The sequence below is a fragment of the Butyrivibrio sp. VCB2006 genome, from assembly GCF_000420945.1.
In the GTDB taxonomy this organism is placed as follows: domain Bacteria; phylum Bacillota; class Clostridia; order Lachnospirales; family Lachnospiraceae; genus Butyrivibrio.
Map to the genome: position 1 here is coordinate 77,464 of NZ_ATVX01000005.1, position 16,522 is coordinate 93,985.

Sequence of the window (16,522 nt, forward strand, 5' to 3'; positions counted from 1 at the left end):
CAAGACAGCTATGAAATGGATGAGATTCAGGGTTAGAACCAATGAAGAGTCTGAAGATATTATTATAAGTTATCTCGAGGAGATAGGCCTTGAGGGAGCACAGATAGAAGATAATGCTCCTCTTTCAGCTGCTGACAAGGAGCAGATGTTTATCGATGCTCCTGAGCTTGAGCCTGATGAGAAGGACAGCGGTATCGAGAGTGGTATTGCCTACCTCAATTTCTTTTTGGAGATTGATGATGAAAATGTGCTGACAGTTGAGCTGCCTAATGACGAGGGAGAGTATGTTAAGGAAAAGAGAACTCCCGAACAGATGCAGGCTGCCATCAGAGAAAAGCTTGATGAACTTAAGAGCTTTTCGGATATCGGTGACGGCACTATTTCTGTGGATGTCACAGAGGATATCGACTGGATCAACAACTGGAAGCAGTATTTCCATAAGTTTTTTATAGATGACATTCTTGTAATTCCTTCCTGGGAAAAGGAGTCTTCTGAAGATCAGGATAAGGCTTCAATGGTGCTTCACATTGACCCTGGTACAGCATTTGGTACCGGAATGCATGAGACAACTCAGCTCTGCATCAGAATGCTCAAAAAGTACGTTACTCCTGAGACTGAGCTTTTGGATGTGGGAACAGGAAGCGGTGTTTTATCAATCCTTGCTCTTATGTTTGGCGCTAAGCACGCTGTTGGAACAGACCTTGATAAGTGTGCAGTTCCTGCGGTTAAAGAGAACATGGAGAACAACGGCATTGCAGCTGACAAGTTCGACATGATGATCGGTAATATAATTGATGACAAGCAGGTTCAGGACACTGTGGGATATGATAAATACGATATTGTAGTTGCAAACATTCTCGCCAACGTTCTGGTTCCGCTTACTCCGGTTATTATGAATCAGCTCAAGAAGGGCGGAATTTACATAACATCTGGTATTATAAATACCAAAGAGGAAGAGGTTAAAAAGGCACATCTTGATGCTGGTCTTGAGATCCTGGAGATCCACCATCAGGGCGACTGGGTTTCAATTACTTCGAGGAAAAACTGATGTATCACTTTTTTGTTGAGAATTCTCAGCTGGCATCTGACTATAGCAGTGTTGAGATTACAGGAAATGACTTTAATCATATAGCCAATGTTCTTCGTATGCAGAAGGGAGAGCAGTTTTCTGTAAGCATTAGGGATGATGATTCAGGCAAAGAGATTTTTTACGAGATAGATGAAATTACTGATTCAAGCGTTATTGGTAAGCTTTGTTTTATAGAGGAGGCCGGAAACGAGCTTCCCTCCAAGATATATCTTTTCCAGGGACTTCCCAAGGTGGATAAGATGGAGCTGATCATTCAGAAGGCAGTAGAACTTGGGGCATTTCAGATTGTTCCCATGGCTACCAAGAGATGTGTGGTCAAGCTTGATGAAAAGAAGGCAGCAAGTAAGATCAAGAGATGGCAGGCTATTTCCGAGGCTGCGGCCAAGCAGAGTAAGAGAGCTGTGATCCCTGAAGTTACCATGCCTATGACAATGAAGCAGGCTGTAGAGTTTACCAAGGGCATGGATGTTAAGCTTATTCCTTACGAGAACGCCAAGGGAATAGAGGAGACAAAGCGTATTATTGATGCTATTGAGCCGGGGCAGAGTATTGCTATTTTCATTGGGCCTGAAGGGGGCTTCTCCGAGCAGGAGATTGACCTTTGCAGAGAAAATGATATAATGCCAATTACGCTCGGAAAGAGAATATTACGTACAGAGACAGCGGGATTTACGATTATCTCCTGGCTTATGTACCATCTTGAAAATTGATTAGATTTGGTGATTTAGAAAATGGAAGCATATTTGGATAATTCAGCTACGACCAGAGCTTTTGATGAAGTAGCTCAGGCTGTGGTCAAGGCAATGACAGAAGAATACGGCAATGCCTCAAGTGTTCATCACATGGGCACTGTGGCAGGGGACAGAGTAGCCCAGGCTAGAGAGACAATTGCAGCAACACTTAAGGTTGACCCACAGGAGATTCTTTTTACCTCCGGTGGAACAGAGTCAGATAACCTGGCACTTATCGGCGTGGCAAGAGCCAACAAATGGCGCGGCAAGCACATTATTACTACTTCTATAGAGCATCCTGCAATTCAGGAGACCTGCACATTCCTGGAAAAAGAGGGCTTTGAGACGACTTATCTTCCTGTTGGTCCTGACGGTGTTGTGGACCTGGAGGTCCTTAGAGCAGCTATCAGACCGGATACAATCCTGGTATCCATGATGTTTGTTAATAATGAGATCGGTGCTATCGAGCCTATCGAGGATGCCGGCAAGCTTATTAAGTCTATTAACCCTGACATCTATTTCCATGTGGATGCAGTTCAGGCTTATGGTAAGGTTTTGATAAGACCAAGATCCATGAATATAGATCTTTTATCTGTAAGTGGGCACAAGATCCACGGCCCTAAAGGAATTGGATTTTTATATATCAAAAAAGGCACCAAGATAGTTAATATCTGCTATGGCGGGGGACAGCAGAAGGGAATGCGTTCAGGAACAGAGAATGTTCCTGGAATCATGGGAATCGCCCTGGCAGCCAAGATGTGCTATACAGACTTTGATGAGCACATCAAAAAGCTCTATGAATTAAAGCAGTATCTGGTGGATTCTCTTAACGAGAGACTTTCGGATATTAAGATAAACGGACCTGAGGTTTCAAAGGGTGCGCCTCATATTGTGAGCGTTTCAATAAAGGGCCTTGCGGCAGAGACAGTTCTTAATATGCTCAGCAGCAAGGGAATCTACGTTTCTGCAGGAAGTGCATGTACATCGAACAACCCTCATGTCTCAGATACACTGAAGGCTATTGGCCTTGATAAGAATCTTCTTGAGTCAACAATACGTATCAGTATGTCGGTTATGACAACCAAAGAAGAAATAGATTATTTATTGGATACACTATGTTCACAGGTAGATACCATGAGGAAATTCTACCGTCACTAATTATTAGGAAGGATATTTTTATGCAGTACCATGCTTTTATAATCAAGTATGCAGAGATCGGAGTAAAGGGTAAGAACAGATATATTTTCGAAGAAGCCCTTGTTAAACAGATCCAAAGAGTTCTTGCAAAGTGCGACGGATCATTTAGCGTTTCAAGAGTTGCAGGAAGAATCTACATCGAGGCTGAAGGCTTTGATTTCAACGAGGTTGTAGACCAGCTTGGAACAGTTTTTGGTGTAACAGGAATCTGCCCGGCTGTAACAATTAACAGAGATGGAGAAAATCACCTTCCTGATATCGATGGCGTTTCCAAGGCAGTTATGGATTTCATTGACGGAGTATATTCTGACAAGCACAAGACCTTTAAGGTTAAGGTTCGCCGTGTTGATAAGAGCTATCCTATGGATTCCATGGAGATGGGCGCTGAGCTTGGTGCAAGAATCCTTGATACCTTCCCTGAGATGAAGGTTGATGTTCATAACCCGGAGATCCTTCTGAATGTAGAACTTAGAGAGAAGCTTAATATCTTTTCCGAGATTATTCCAGGACCCGGCGGAATGCCAATCGGTACTGCAGGTAAGGCGATGCTTCTTTTGTCAGGTGGTATTGATTCGCCTGTTGCCGGTTACATGGTTGCCAAGAGAGGTGTTGATATTGAGGCAATTTACTTCAATGCTCCGCCATATACAAGTGAGAAGGCTAAGCAGAAGGTAATTGATCTTGCCGGAGTTGTAGCCAAGTACACAGGTAAGGTAAGACTTCATGTCATCAACTTTACTGATATTCAGATGTATATTTACGAGAAGTGTCCACATGATGAGCTTACTATCATCATGAGAAGATATATGATGAAGATTGCTGACATTATCGCAGGCCAGACAGGCTGTATGGGACTTATCACAGGTGAGAGTATCGGACAGGTAGCTTCACAGACTATGCAGAGTCTTATGTGCACAGGCGAGGTTGTAACAGATATGCCTGTTTACAGACCTCTTATAGCTTTTGACAAGCAGGATATCGTTGATATTTCTGTTAAGATTGATGCTTACGAGACTTCAATTCTTCCTTACGAAGATTGCTGCACAATATTTGTAGCTAAGCATCCTGTAACAAAGCCAAGACTTGATATTATCAAGAAGCACGAGGAGAATCTCGTAGAGAAGATCGATGAGCTTGTAAAAGTGGCTCTTGAGACTGATGAGATTATCACAATCGAGAAGTGATCAGAATGGATACTTCTGCTGTACTAAGCTCGATAGTACCTCGCTAAGTACACAGAAGTGGTTCGCACTAGATTCGTGAAATACCTCATCAAGTGCTCTACACAAAAAGACCATCTTAAACCGAGGTTTAGGATGGTCTGTAATAATCTTTTTTTAGAGGATCTAATCCTTAAGATTAGATCATGTAAGGCTTGAGAATCTCAAGAACCTCATCTGCGCCGTCTTCTGCATGGATATTGAGATCGATTGGCTTAGAAAGATCCAATGAGAAAATACCCATAATAGACTTTGCGTCGATAACGTATCTTCCTGAAACGAGATCGAAATCATAATCAAACTTCGTAATATCGTTTACAAAAGATTTAACCTTATCGATAGAATTTAAAGAAATTTTAATGGTCTTCATCGAGCAAATACCTCCTTCTTTTACTTTATAGTAAACGTAGAAAAGATAAAAGTCAATGACCTAGGCCTTAAAAAGATATGAGTTTTTGATAAAACTGCGAAAGATCGGAGAAAATGTTGAACAATACACCAAATACCGTAAATGGAATGAAGGTTGCCATGCACAACCTTGGATGCAAAGTTAATAGCTATGAGATGGATGTCATGGCAATCAGGCTTCGCGAGGCCGGTTGCGAAATAGTCCAGTTTACTGACAAGGCAGACATCTATATTATCAACACCTGTACTGTTACAAACATCGCAGACAGGAAGTCCAGGCAGATGCTTCACAAAGCCAAGAAGGAGAACCCTGATTCTATCGTGGTTGCTGTAGGCTGCTACGTGGAAACAGGCATAGATGGTGTTAAAAAGGACGAGTGCATCGATCTGGCGGTTGGAAATAATAAAAAGTCTGAAATTGTCGAAATATTGAACAGCTTCCTGGAAGCTAAGGGGGATTTTGAGGATAAAACCCTTGGCGGAACCTCAATTATCGATATTAATCATACAAATGTGTACGAAGAAATGACTCTTTCAGAGATGCCAGAGCACACAAGGGCTTACATCAAGATTCAGGACGGATGTAACCAGTTCTGCTCATACTGCGTTATTCCATATGCAAGAGGAAGAGTCCGCAGCAGAGAGATGGAGGAAGTTCTTGCTGAGATTAAGGGACTTGTCCGGAAGGGCTGTAAAGAGGTTGTTCTCACCGGAATCCATATTGGCTCCTATGGAGTTGATAAGGGGCAGCCGATGCTGGTGGATCTTGTTGAGAAGATTGCAGATATAGACGGCATTGAGAGAATCAGACTTGGATCTGTTGAACCGAGGCTAGTATCACCGGAAAATACCAAGAGACTTGCTGCTATTGATAAGCTTTGTCCTCATTTTCATCTGTCACTTCAGAGCGGATGTGATTCTGTTCTTAAGAGAATGAACAGACATTATACAGCTGCAGAGTTTGAAGAGAGCGTAAGACTCCTTAGAGAGGCCTTTGACAGACCGGCTATTACAACTGATGTTATTGTCGGATTCCCCGGAGAAACAGAGGAGGAATTTGAGGAATGCAGAGCTTTTGTGGAAGAAATCAATTTCTACGAGATGCATGTCTTTAAGTATTCACCAAGAAAAGGAACTGTTGCTGCCGGCATGAAGGAGCAGCTTACAGACAGAGAAAAGACTGCAAGAAGTGAAGTGCTTCTTAAGATGACTAAAGAGCAGTCCGAGAAATACAGAAGCTCTTTTATCGGAGAGACTGTAGGTGTTCTGTGGGAAGACTGCGAGGAAATAAAAGGGAAAAACTATATTATCGGACATACTGACAGATATGTCAGAGTTGCTGCTTCAGAGGATAGCCCACGATTTAAGGCTACTGTGTCCGGAGAAATCACAATGGAAACTATTTCAGGCTTCCTTAATCCGGAGACGCTTCTTGTGTGAGAATTTGCGGTACGTTGCTTATTTAAATCGGTTAGTGTAATATTAATATGTATATGCATTTGGATTTTAAGAGAGCAGATGCGAAGACTCTCTGAAAATATTACATGAATGGAGAATGAATATGGCAGATCAGGATTTAGGAAATACCCAATATTTCAAGGTTGAGGTTGAGCCGGAAACTGGTGTTAAGAAGGTTCTCTCTGTTGTTTATGATGCACTTTTAGAGAAAGGTTACAACCCGGTTAACCAGATTGTTGGATATATTATGTCCGGTGACCCAACATATATCACAAGTCACCAGGGCGCAAGAAGCCTTATCATGAAGGTTGAGCGTGATGAACTTGTTGAGGAGATGCTCACAGAGTACATCAAGAGCAATGACTGGGCAAGGAAATAAGATTTATGCGTATTATGGGTCTTGACTACGGCTCTAAGACTGTTGGAGTTGCTATTAGTGATGAGCTTCTTTTGACTGCTCAGGGTAAAGAGATTGTCCGTAGGAAAGAGGAGAATAAGTTAAGAAAAACATTAGCGCGCATTGAGGAGCTGATTGGAGAGTATGGGGTTACTAAGATTGTTTTGGGACTTCCACTCAATATGGACCAGACCCCCTCTGAGCGCTCACAGTTGTGCCTGGAATTCAAAGACAAGATCGAGAGAAGGACAGGTATTCCGGTTATTATGTGGGATGAACGCCTTACAACTGTAGAGGCGGATGAGATCATGGACGAGGCCGGAATCAGAGGACGAGACAGAAAAGAATATGTGGATATGATAGCTGCGCAGATAATACTTCAGGATTATCTTGATAATTCCAAGGATAAGGCAGAGTAAGCTATCTACAGTAATTGAACGGAGATTTATTTTGGAAAAGATTATTTTTAGCCCGGACGGAGAAGAGCCGGTAGAATTCTATTGTTTGGAACAGACTGTTATTGGTGCCAAGACTTACCTTCTTGTCACAGATGAAGAAGATGGTGACGGAGAGGCGCTTATTTTGCGCGACGACTCCGATATTAAAGATGAGCAGGCGCTTTATGCGATCGTTGACGATGATCTGGAACTGGAAGCAGTTGCAGGTGTATTTCGCAAGCTCCTTGCTGAGGATGATATAGATCTGGATATTTAACGGGGACTTTGGTTTATATCTATTTCTGTATCTCCGCCTATAAATTATGGAGGAAATAATTTGAGCAAAAAGAAAATTGAAAATACCTCCAAGCTGCAGGTCATCCCGTTAGGTGGCCTTGAGCAGATTGGAATGAACATCACTGCCTTCAGATATGAGGACAGTATTATTGTGGTGGATTGCGGTTTGTCTTTTCCTGATGACGACATGCTTGGAATCGACCTTGTTATTCCTGACATCACATATTTGCAGGAAAATATTGATAAAGTTAAGGGGTTTGTTATTACCCACGGACATGAAGATCATATCGGAGCGCTTCCATATGTCCTTCATGAGCTTAATGTTCCTGTTTATGCCACAAGACTTACAATGGGCATCATTGAGCACAAACTGGAGGAGCACAACCTTCTGAAGAACACCAGAAGAAAGGTTGTTAAGTTTGGACAGTCTATTAACCTTGGACAGTTCAGAGTTGAGTTCATCAGAACCAACCACTCCATCGTAGATGCAGCAGCGCTGGCTATTTATTCACCGGCGGGAATTGTTGTGCACACAGGTGACTTTAAGGTTGACTACACACCGGTTTACGGCGATCCTATCGATCTTCAGAGATTTGCCGAGATTGGTAAAAAGGGCGTTCTGGCTCTTATGTGCGATTCAACAAATGCTGAGAGACCGGGATTTACTGCATCTGAGAAGACTGTAGGAAGGGCACTTGCATCTCTTTTTGATGAGCATGAGAATAACAGAATTATTGTTGCTACCTTTGCATCCAATGTAGACCGTGTTCAGCAGATCATTAACACTGCCCATAAGTGCGGCAGAAAGGTTGTGGTAGAAGGCCGCAGCATGGTCAGCATTATTGATATAGCTCAGAAGCTTGAGTGTATCCACATTCCGGAGAACACTCTTATTGATATCGAACATCTCAAGGATTATCCGGAGAATAAGACGGTCATCATCACCACCGGAAGCCAGGGAGAAAGTATGGCGGCTCTTAGCAGAATGGCTAACGGCCAGCACAGAAAGCTTTCTATCGGAGCCGGAGATACAGTTATTTTCTCTTCTCACCCTATTCCGGGTAATGAGAAGGCTGTTACAAACATCATCAATGAGCTTCAGATGAAGGGTGCAGACGTTATTTTCCAGGATGTTCATGTATCAGGACATGCGTGCCAGGAGGATATCAAGCTTATCTATACTCTGGTTAAGCCTAAATATTCAATTCCTGTTCATGGTGAGTACAGACATCTTATAGCTCAGGCTAATATTGCAAGAGATCTTGGAATTGCCAAGGAGAATATCTTTATCCTTCATTCCGGAGAGGTTCTGGAGATGGATGATGAGAGCGCCAAGGTTAAGGGTAAGGTTCCGTTCGGAGCAATCCTTGTTGATGGTCTCGGCGTGGGCGATGTAGGTAATGTTGTCCTTAGAGATAGACAACATTTGGCTGAAGATGGTATTGTAATAGTTGTATTTGGAATAGATAAAGAGAGCGGACAGCTCGTATCCGGGCCAAGTATAGTTTCAAGAGGCTTTGTATATGTAAGAGAATCAGACAAGCTGATAGATGATGCTACGGATCTTGTTCTTGATGATGTTACGGAAGCTCTTGATAAGGGTGTTACTGACTGGGGTAAGCTCAAGGGTATTGTTAAGGATGCTCTTAGCGATTATATCTGGAAGAAGACAAAGAGAAGACCAATGATCATGCCTATCATTATGGATACTAATTTCTGATAGGAAGGTTAGTGGCCTGGGAGAGACCAATGAACGTTAGAAAGCTGGTGCTTGGTCTGCTGGATGCAGCGGTTAAAATTGCATTTGTTATTATTGTAATCATGCTGATAAGCAGATATTCCAAGCTTGCCTACGAGTATGGATATCACATTTTTAATCAGGTTCCTGTTTCTTCGGGAACAGGCAGAACTGTTACTGTGACAATAGCAAGCGGTGATTCTGCTAATACAATAGCGGATAAACTTGCAAGCGTAGGCCTTATTACAGACAAAAACTTATTTAAGCTTCAGGAAAAGTTCTCGGATTACCATGGATTAGAAGCTCCGGGTACCTACGAACTTAGCACATCTATGACTCCTGAGGAGATGCTTCAGATTATGGCGGCAGGTGCTACCACTAATTCGGAGGGCAGCAGTCAGTCAGAGTCGGGAACAGAGGATTCTGTTGAAGAGACAGTGGAGCCACAGCCTGAAGTACAAGAGGAAACAAACGGTGGTTGAACAGGACAGAATGACGGCCTTTATCAATTCACTTGATCCGGGAAATGCTCCCTATCTTGATGAATTGGAGAAAAGAGCCAAAGAGACTGATGTTCCTATAATTCGTAAGGATACACAGGCGCTACTTAAATTCTTAATGGCACAGTCAAGACCCAAGAATATTCTGGAGGTTGGCTGTGCTGTAGGTTTTTCTGCTCTACTGATGGCAGAATACAGTGATATTGATACCAAGATCACAACCATAGAGAAATTTGAAAAGCGCATACCTATAGCAAGACAGAACTTTATACAGTACGACACTCATAATAAAATCACACTCCTAGAAGGTGATGCGACAGAAATTCTCAAAACGCTCTCTCCGGGGTATGATTTTATTTTTATGGATGCAGCTAAGGGCCAGTATATTAATTTTTTACCGGATTGTCTTAGAATCCTTAATAAGGGAGGCCTTCTGGTATCAGACAATGTCCTTCAGGACGGGGATGTTATAGAATCCCGATTTGCTGTTACAAGGAGAGACAGAACGATTCATGCAAGAATGAGGGAATATCTGTATGAGCTCAAGCACAATGAGGCTCTGAATACGGTTATTCTTACAGTTGGCGACGGAATGACCCTTTCGGTAAGGCTATAAGATAGATATTTATAGATGTATTAATTTGTTTTTAGAAATATGGAGAAATCAATGAAAAAACCTGAGTTACTGATTCCGGCAAGTAGTTTGGAAGTATTAAAAACAGCTGTTATGTTTGGCGCAGATGCTGTTTTCATCGGAGGAGATGCCTTTGGACTGCGTGCTAAGGCCAAGAATTTCAGCCCGGAGGAAATGAAAGAGGGTATTGAGTTTGCGCATGCTCACGGAGTTAAGGTGCATGTAACAGTTAATATCCTTGCCCATAACTATGACCTTGACGGAGTGGAGAAATATCTTCATGAACTTAAGGAACTTAAACCGGATGCGCTTATTATTGCGGATCCCGGAATATTTATGAAGGCCAGAAGAATTTGCCCTGAAATAGACATTCATGTATCAACTCAGGCTAACAATACTAACTATGAGACCTACAATTTCTGGTATGAACTTGGCGCTAAAAGAGTAGTTGCCGCCAGAGAATTATCTCTTCGTGAGATTAAGGAGATTACTTCAAAGATTCCGGATGATCTGGAAATGGAGTGCTTTATTCATGGTGCTATGTGTATTTCCTATTCCGGAAGATGTCTTCTATCCAACTACTTCACCGGAAGAGATGCCAACAAGGGCGCTTGTACACACCCTTGCAGATGGAAATACGCTGTTGTGGAAGAAAAAAGACCCGGAGAGTACCTTCCTGTCTATGAGAATGAGAGAGGAACTTATATCTTTAACTCCAAGGATCTGTGCATGATCGAGCATATTCCTGAGATGGTGGATGCTGATATCGACAGCTTCAAGATCGAAGGCAGAATGAAGACAGCTCTTTATGTTGCTACAGTTGCCAGAACTTATAGAAAAGCTATTGATGACTATTTTGAATCTGAGGACAAGTACAGGGAGAATATGCCCTGGTATCTTGATCAGATTTCCAAGTGCACATATCGTCAGTTCACTACAGGCTTCTACTTTGGCAAACCAAGTGACGAGACTCAGATCTATGACAACAATACCTATGTAAACGAGTACATTTACCTTGGTATTGTAGGCGATATTGACGAGAGAGGATGCGCTAAGTTCGAGCAGAGAAATAAATTCTCTGTTGGTGATGAAATCGAGATCATGAAGCCTGACGGAACCGATGTTAAGGTTAAGGTAGAGGCTATGTACGCAGAGGATGGAACTCCTGTGGAGTCCTGCCCTCATTCCAAGCAGACTCTTTTTGTAAAGTTATCCGAGACTCCTGAGAGGTACGATGTTCTCAGAGTGAAGGCAAAAGAAGCTACTGAAGAAATTAATACACCGGATTGCGGTATTTAACAGCTGATCAGATGTTGCTATATGGTGACATCTGATTTCTGCTATAAAAAATACTTTGCGATTTCCATATCTTGTTGTAAGATGTATTTGTTTTTATGCATTTTTCTGCGGTTATCGATTGAATAAATTGTGCGAAAGGAATGTGGAATTACATGGGTAACAATGTAAATGTAGAAGAGATTTTCGGACAGAACGTCTTTACTCTTGCCAAGATGAGAGAGCGTCTTCCCAAGAATGTTTACAAGGATGTTGTAAACGTTACTGAGCATGGCGGAGAATTGTCCAAGGAGTCAGCTGATGTTGTAGCTAACGCAATGAAGGAGTGGGCAGTAGAGCACGGCGCTACTCACTATACTCATTGGTTCCAGCCACTTACAGGTATTACTGCTGAGAAGCATGATTCTTTTGTTGGCAGCGCTGACAAGGATGGAAGAATGATCACCTCTTTCTCTGGAAAAGAACTTATTAAGGGCGAGCCTGATGCTTCATCATTCCCTTCAGGAGGTCTTCGTGCCACATTCGAGGCAAGAGGCTATACAACCTGGGACATCACATCACCTGCTTTCCTCAAGGAATCAGGCGCGGGCGTTACACTTTGCATTCCTACCGCTTTCTGTTCATATACAGGAGAGGCTCTCGATAAGAAGACTCCACTTCTTCGTTCCATGGAGGCTATTAACAGAGAGGCTCTTAGAATTGTAAGACTATTTGGTAATACTACTGCTACTAAGGTTAACGTTTCCGTAGGACCTGAGCAGGAATATTTCCTTGTGGACTGGGATAAGTCCATGAAACGTGAAGACCTTATTTTTACAGGAAGAACTCTTTTCGGTGCTCAGCCACCTAAGGGACAGGAGATGGAGGACCACTACTTTGGTGTAATCCGTGAGAGAGTCGGAGAGTTCATGAAGGATCTCAATGTAGAGCTTTGGAAGCTTGGAGTTCCTGATAAGACACAGCACAACGAGGTTGCTCCTGGACAGCACGAGCTTGCTCCTGTTTATGAGACAGCCAACATTGCTGTAGATCACAACCAGATCATAATGGAGACCATGAAGCGTGTTGCTGAGCATCACCACATGAGATGCCTTCTTCACGAGAAGCCATTTGCAGGTGTAAATGGTTCTGGTAAGCATGATAACTGGTCACTTTGCACAGATGACGGAGTTAACCTTCTTGATCCAGGTGATACTCCTAATAAGAATATTCAGTTCCTTTTTGTACTGGCTTGTATCCTCAAGGCAGTTGATACTCACGCAGATCTTCTCAGACAGAGTGCATCAGATGTTGGTAATGACCACAGACTTGGCGCTAACGAGGCTCCTCCAGCTATTATTTCTGTATTCCTTGGAGAACAGCTTGAGGATGTAGTAAGACAGCTTATTGAGACAGGTGTTGCCAAGTCCAGTAAGAGAGGTGGCAAGCTCAAGACTGGTGTTTCTACACTTCCTGAGTTTGAAAAAGACGCTACTGACAGAAACAGAACATCACCATTTGCTTTCACAGGTAATAAGTTTGAGTTCAGAATGGTTGGCTCATCTGATTCTATGGCCAGCTCCAACACAACTCTCAACACTATTGTTGCTGAGGCTTTCTGTGAGGCTGCTGATAAGCTTGAAAAGGCCAAGAATTTTGATGAGGCAGTACATGATCTGATCAAGGAATACCTTACAGATCATCAGAGAATTATTTTCAACGGCGATGGATATTCAGATGCATGGGTAGAAGAGGCTAAGAGACGTGGACTTCCTAACATCGCATCTACTATTGAAGCTGCTGATACACTTACTACCAAGAAGGCTATTGAGCTCTTTGAGAGCTTTGGTGTATATACCAAGACAGAGCTTGAGTCAAGAAAAGAGATTATTTTTGAATCTTATGCCAAGACTATCAATATTGAAGCACTTACCATGATAGACATGGCATCCAAGCAGATCATTCCTGCTGTTATGAAGTATGCTGGAAGACTTGCTGGCGATGTTAATGCTATCAAGGCTGCTGGAGTTGATGCTTCAGTTCAGACTGATGAGCTTAAGGAAATTCAGAGTAACCTTAGCAAGATGAAGAAGGCTCTTGATGATCTCAAGAAGCTTGAGGCTAAGGCTGGTAAGATTTCAAATCAGAGAGAACTTGCTTTCTTCTATAAGGATAAGGTTAGACCTGTAATGACAGCACTCAGAGAGCCTGCTGATGCTCTTGAGATGCTTGTAGATAAAAAAGATTGGCCATTCCCAACATACGCTGATCTTTTATTTGAAGGCTGATATTTACTGCCATTCGCGTTATTTCAAATGCGAATGGCAGTATTGATATTAATCGTTATAACGATTTTTATAAAAATTTTAAAAAAGTGCTTGCATTTTATTATTTACCTGCGTATAATTACTTCTTGTCGATGGGCTATCGCCAAGCGGTAAGGCAACGGACTCTGACTCCGTCATTACGTAGGTTCGAATCCTACTAGCCCAGCTTTCAAAACGAGATTGGCTTTTCCAATCTCGTTTTTTTTATATCATGATATACTGTTAGCAAAACTATTTTAGCCTATGTAGGAGGCCCATATGTACAGCTTTGATTCCCGGATCAGATACAGTGAAGTAGATAGTAGTGCAGTATTGACCATAGAGTCTTTAATTGATTATTTCCAGGATTGTTCCACCTTCCAGACTCAGGATGGCCCTGCCACTATGGAGTATCTTAGAGAAAAAGGGATTGCCTGGGTACTTAACTCCTGGCAGATAGAGATAAAAAGACTCCCCAAGCTCTGCGAAGAGGTTACGATTGGTACAATTCCTTACACCTTAAAGGGACCTATGGGACTTCGTAATTTCTTTATGAAGACCAGGGATGGGGAAATGCTGGCAGTAGCCAATTCTGTTTGGACATTGTTTGATTTTGTGAAGGGTGTGCCTACAAGAGTTACGCCGGAGATTATAGATGCCTATCCTATTGAGGATAAGATGGAAATGGACTACAAGGATAGGAAAATTGCCATTCCAGAGGGAAATTCCAGGGTAGCAGAGGAAATAGTTGTAAGGAAGCACCATTTGGACACCAATAACCATGTTAATAACGGACAGTACATCAGAATGGCTATGGAAAGCCTTTCCGACAAGGACAAGAATATTGTTTCTTTGAGAGCTGAGTACAAGAAACAGGCTCTTTTAGGGGATGTATTATATCCGGTTGTGGTTAAGAGTATTATGGGTGATAATATTATTTATACAGTTAGTCTGAATGACAAGAACGAGGAAAGCGTATGCGTTGTTCAGTTTGAAACTAATTAAGATCATGCAGTAGTGTTTAGCATGTTGATGGCATGCCAAAAGAAAGGACGGAAGACATTATGATTAAACTTGGAGAGAAGCAGAAGCTTACAGTTGTTAAGAAGGTAGACTTTGGTGTATACCTTGCAGAGGAAGGCGCGGAGGATAAAGTTCTTTTACCTATCAAGCAGGTTCCTGCAGGTACAGAGGTTGGTTCCGAGATCGAGGTGTTCATCTACAAGGATTCGGATGACAGACTTATTGCTACAACCAAAGAGCCCAAGATAATGCTGGGAGATGTAAGAGTTCTCAAGGTAAAAGAAACCAGCAAAATCGGAGCATTTATGGATTGGGGCCTTGAAAAGGATGTACTGCTTCCATTCAGAGAGCAGACAAGAAAGGTTAAGGCCGGAGAGGAAGTTCTGTGTGCCCTTTATGTGGACAAGAGCAGCCGTCTTGCTGTGACGATGAATGTTTATCCATATCTTAAGTGCAACAGCCCATACTCCAAGGATGACAAGGTAATCGGAACCGTTTATGAGCTCAGCGATAATTTCGGAGCTTTCGTTGCGGTTGATGATATTTATTCAGGACTTATTCCCAAGAAAGAGCTCTTTGGCAATGTGAAGATCGGAGACAGCGTTAACGCCAGAATCACCTCGGTCAAGGAAGATGGCAGACTTAATCTCAGTATCAGAGAAAAGGCTTATCTTCAGATGGACGAGGATGCTCAGAAGCTTATGGAGATGATTGAAAAAGGCGGCGGCAGGCTTCCATTTACGGACAAGGCTTCACCTGAACTTATCAGAGAAAAGACTCAGATGAGTAAGAACGAATTTAAGAGAGCCGTTGGACGACTTCTCAAGGAAGGTCGTATTACAATCGGCAAAGACAGCATAGATAAGATTTGAGGTTGAGATTATGGATTATAGGAGAGCAAACAGAACATATTTGTATATGATTTTGGCCACCCTTGGCCTGGTACTTGTTCTCTCTTTGTGGTATCTGAACGGTGGATCGGAAATATCTATTTTAGCCAACAATATACTAAGTGAGGCTGTTGTGCTGATACCGGCTATAGCAGCTGTTTTGTACAGCGGAGAGAAGTTTTCGGTACTTATACCATTTCGAAAAATAAAAGTGACTTCCGTAGTCCTTATTGTAGTTTATGTTATAACTCTTTTCCCGATGGTTGCATTTGTAAATTCCATATCAATGCTGTTTGTGGAAAATGCGGTGGCGGCTATTAGCGATGATGTTCTCAAGATGCCGATGTGGGTCATGTTCTTGTCCATCGGAATCCTTGGACCATTCGTGGAAGAGGTGATATTTAGAGGCGTTATCCTTCAGAGCTACCAGAGAACCGGAAGAATAATAGGATCTATTCTGTTGTCATCCATTCTTTTTGGAATGATGCATATGAACTTTAACCAGTTTGCCTATGGCGTTGCTATGGGAATCATGCTCGCTCTTTTGGTTGAGGCCACAGGTACAGTGCTGGCATCATTTATAGCTCATGCAGTATTTAACTCCATTGAAGTTGTGATGATGTATGTAAACAGTGATGCCATTGATGAGGCGTCTGAGCTTGCAAGTGACTATATGGGACAGCTTGGAGGAACGGTTTCAACAATTATCTACCACGCATACCTTTTGGTGGCGGCAGTTCTTTTTACAACTCTTGCACTATTGATTGTAAGGAAGATATCAGAGAATGAGGGAAGAAAAGAGTTCCTTTTATCGATTCCACACTGCAGGAAGCAGGGCTATAAGCTTGTGACAATTCCGCTTATCATTGCCATGGTGATTGCTGTTGGATTTATGTTTTTTTCCATTGCGTACGTATAACA

The 16,522-nt window shown here is 42.4% G+C and carries 17 protein-coding genes and 1 tRNA gene; 17 read left to right on the top strand and 1 reads right to left on the bottom strand.

What is annotated here, in order from left to right; genetic code table 11:
• Positions 1 to 10: 10 nt before the first annotated feature.
• From prmA to thiI, 4 genes are read left to right on the top strand one after another with little or no spacing between them, the layout of a single operon-like run.
• Positions 11 to 1,048, top strand: coding sequence for a 50S ribosomal protein L11 methyltransferase (gene prmA / locus G613_RS0106170; protein WP_029231825.1), 1,038 nt, complete (start codon positions 11 to 13; stop codon positions 1,046 to 1,048).
• Complete coding sequence (locus G613_RS0106175) at positions 1,048 to 1,800, top strand: RsmE family RNA methyltransferase (protein WP_029231826.1); 753 nt, start codon at positions 1,048 to 1,050, stop codon at positions 1,798 to 1,800. Before prmA ends, G613_RS0106175 begins: the two co-directional genes overlap by 1 nt.
• Positions 1,801 to 1,821: 21 nt before the next feature.
• The gene (locus tag G613_RS0106180; RefSeq protein ID WP_029231827.1) at positions 1,822 to 2,979 is read left to right on the top strand and encodes a cysteine desulfurase family protein; all 1,158 of its coding nucleotides are present in this window, start codon (positions 1,822 to 1,824) and stop codon (positions 2,977 to 2,979) included.
• A 20-nt stretch (positions 2,980 to 2,999) separates the two neighbouring features.
• Positions 3,000 to 4,202 carry a tRNA uracil 4-sulfurtransferase ThiI gene (gene thiI, locus G613_RS0106185; RefSeq protein ID WP_029231828.1) on the top strand — a complete coding sequence of 401 codons (1,203 nt, stop codon included), beginning with the start codon at positions 3,000 to 3,002 and terminating at the stop codon, positions 4,200 to 4,202.
• Between the two features lie 175 nt (positions 4,203 to 4,377).
• Here thiI and G613_RS0106190 read toward each other — a convergent pair whose 3' ends face one another.
• Entirely contained in the window at positions 4,378 to 4,608 is a 231-nt protein-coding gene (locus G613_RS0106190; RefSeq protein WP_029231829.1) for an HPr family phosphocarrier protein, read from the bottom strand.
• A gap of 113 nt (positions 4,609 to 4,721) precedes the next feature.
• On the opposite strand from G613_RS0106190, the gene mtaB reads away from it, so the two are divergent.
• The 13 genes from mtaB (at position 4,722) to G613_RS0106255 (ending at position 16,520) form a co-directional block, all read left to right on the top strand.
• Entirely contained in the window at positions 4,722 to 6,086 is a 1,365-nt protein-coding gene (gene mtaB, locus G613_RS0106195) for a tRNA (N(6)-L-threonylcarbamoyladenosine(37)-C(2))-methylthiotransferase MtaB (protein WP_081647802.1), read from the top strand.
• A gap of 121 nt (positions 6,087 to 6,207) precedes the next feature.
• Positions 6,208 to 6,483, top strand: a complete 276-nt coding sequence (locus G613_RS0106200) for an IreB family regulatory phosphoprotein (protein ID WP_013282003.1) — start codon at positions 6,208 to 6,210, stop codon at positions 6,481 to 6,483.
• A 5-nt stretch (positions 6,484 to 6,488) separates the two neighbouring features.
• Positions 6,489 to 6,920, top strand: a complete 432-nt coding sequence (ruvX, locus tag G613_RS0106205) for a Holliday junction resolvase RuvX (protein WP_029231831.1) — start codon at positions 6,489 to 6,491, stop codon at positions 6,918 to 6,920.
• A gap of 31 nt (positions 6,921 to 6,951) precedes the next feature.
• Positions 6,952 to 7,215 carry a DUF1292 domain-containing protein gene (locus G613_RS0106210; protein ID WP_029231832.1) on the top strand — a complete coding sequence of 88 codons (264 nt, stop codon included), beginning with the start codon at positions 6,952 to 6,954 and terminating at the stop codon, positions 7,213 to 7,215.
• A 60-nt stretch (positions 7,216 to 7,275) separates the two neighbouring features.
• Entirely contained in the window at positions 7,276 to 8,955 is a 1,680-nt protein-coding gene (locus G613_RS0106215) for a ribonuclease J (protein ID WP_029231833.1), read from the top strand.
• 29 nt (positions 8,956 to 8,984) lie between these two features.
• Entirely contained in the window at positions 8,985 to 9,455 is a 471-nt protein-coding gene (locus G613_RS17910; RefSeq protein ID WP_029231834.1) for an endolytic transglycosylase MltG, read from the top strand.
• Positions 9,448 to 10,089, top strand: coding sequence for an O-methyltransferase (locus G613_RS0106225; protein WP_029231835.1), 642 nt, complete (start codon positions 9,448 to 9,450; stop codon positions 10,087 to 10,089). The genes G613_RS17910 and G613_RS0106225 overlap by 8 nt, the downstream gene beginning before the upstream one ends.
• Before the next feature lie 51 nt (positions 10,090 to 10,140).
• Complete coding sequence (locus G613_RS0106230) at positions 10,141 to 11,406, top strand: peptidase U32 family protein (RefSeq protein ID WP_029231836.1); 1,266 nt, start codon at positions 10,141 to 10,143, stop codon at positions 11,404 to 11,406.
• Positions 11,407 to 11,558: 152 nt separating this feature from the next.
• Entirely contained in the window at positions 11,559 to 13,670 is a 2,112-nt protein-coding gene (locus G613_RS0106235) for a glutamine synthetase III family protein (RefSeq protein ID WP_029231837.1), read from the top strand.
• A 132-nt stretch (positions 13,671 to 13,802) separates the two neighbouring features.
• Positions 13,803 to 13,875, top strand: a tRNA-Gln gene (locus G613_RS0106240).
• Positions 13,876 to 13,967: 92 nt separating this feature from the next.
• Entirely contained in the window at positions 13,968 to 14,693 is a 726-nt protein-coding gene (locus G613_RS0106245; RefSeq protein ID WP_029231838.1) for an acyl-[acyl-carrier-protein] thioesterase, read from the top strand.
• Positions 14,694 to 14,752: 59 nt separating this feature from the next.
• Positions 14,753 to 15,583 (top strand): CvfB family protein, encoded by an 831-nt coding sequence (locus tag G613_RS0106250; RefSeq protein ID WP_029231839.1) that lies wholly within the window; start codon positions 14,753 to 14,755, stop codon positions 15,581 to 15,583.
• A 10-nt stretch (positions 15,584 to 15,593) separates the two neighbouring features.
• On the top strand, positions 15,594 to 16,520 hold the full coding sequence (locus G613_RS0106255; RefSeq protein WP_029231840.1) for a CPBP family intramembrane glutamic endopeptidase: 927 nt from the start codon (positions 15,594 to 15,596) through the stop codon (positions 16,518 to 16,520).
• Positions 16,521 to 16,522 lie beyond the last annotated feature (2 nt).

Excerpts from the sequence above, each read along its gene's own strand:
- G613_RS0106200 (WP_013282003.1), top strand. The coding sequence starts at position 6,208 with ATGGCAGATCAGGATTTAGGAAATACCCAATATTTCAAGGTTGAGGTT.
- prmA (WP_029231825.1), top strand. The coding sequence starts at position 11 with ATGAAATGGATGAGATTCAGGGTTAGAACCAATGAAGAGTCTGAAGAT.
- thiI (WP_029231828.1), top strand. The coding sequence starts at position 3,000 with ATGCAGTACCATGCTTTTATAATCAAGTATGCAGAGATCGGAGTAAAG.
- G613_RS0106230 (WP_029231836.1), top strand. The coding sequence starts at position 10,141 with ATGAAAAAACCTGAGTTACTGATTCCGGCAAGTAGTTTGGAAGTATTA.
- G613_RS0106245 (WP_029231838.1), top strand. The coding sequence starts at position 13,968 with ATGTACAGCTTTGATTCCCGGATCAGATACAGTGAAGTAGATAGTAGT.
- G613_RS0106175 (WP_029231826.1), top strand. The coding sequence starts at position 1,048 with ATGTATCACTTTTTTGTTGAGAATTCTCAGCTGGCATCTGACTATAGC.
- ruvX (WP_029231831.1), top strand. The coding sequence starts at position 6,489 with ATGCGTATTATGGGTCTTGACTACGGCTCTAAGACTGTTGGAGTTGCT.
- G613_RS0106180 (WP_029231827.1), top strand. The coding sequence starts at position 1,822 with ATGGAAGCATATTTGGATAATTCAGCTACGACCAGAGCTTTTGATGAA.
- G613_RS17910 (WP_029231834.1), top strand. The coding sequence starts at position 8,985 with ATGAACGTTAGAAAGCTGGTGCTTGGTCTGCTGGATGCAGCGGTTAAA.
- G613_RS0106190 (WP_029231829.1), bottom strand. The coding sequence starts at position 4,608 with ATGAAGACCATTAAAATTTCTTTAAATTCTATCGATAAGGTTAAATCT.
- G613_RS0106255 (WP_029231840.1), top strand. The coding sequence starts at position 15,594 with ATGGATTATAGGAGAGCAAACAGAACATATTTGTATATGATTTTGGCC.
- mtaB (WP_081647802.1), top strand. The coding sequence starts at position 4,722 with ATGTTGAACAATACACCAAATACCGTAAATGGAATGAAGGTTGCCATG.
- G613_RS0106250 (WP_029231839.1), top strand. The coding sequence starts at position 14,753 with ATGATTAAACTTGGAGAGAAGCAGAAGCTTACAGTTGTTAAGAAGGTA.
- G613_RS0106235 (WP_029231837.1), top strand. The coding sequence starts at position 11,559 with ATGGGTAACAATGTAAATGTAGAAGAGATTTTCGGACAGAACGTCTTT.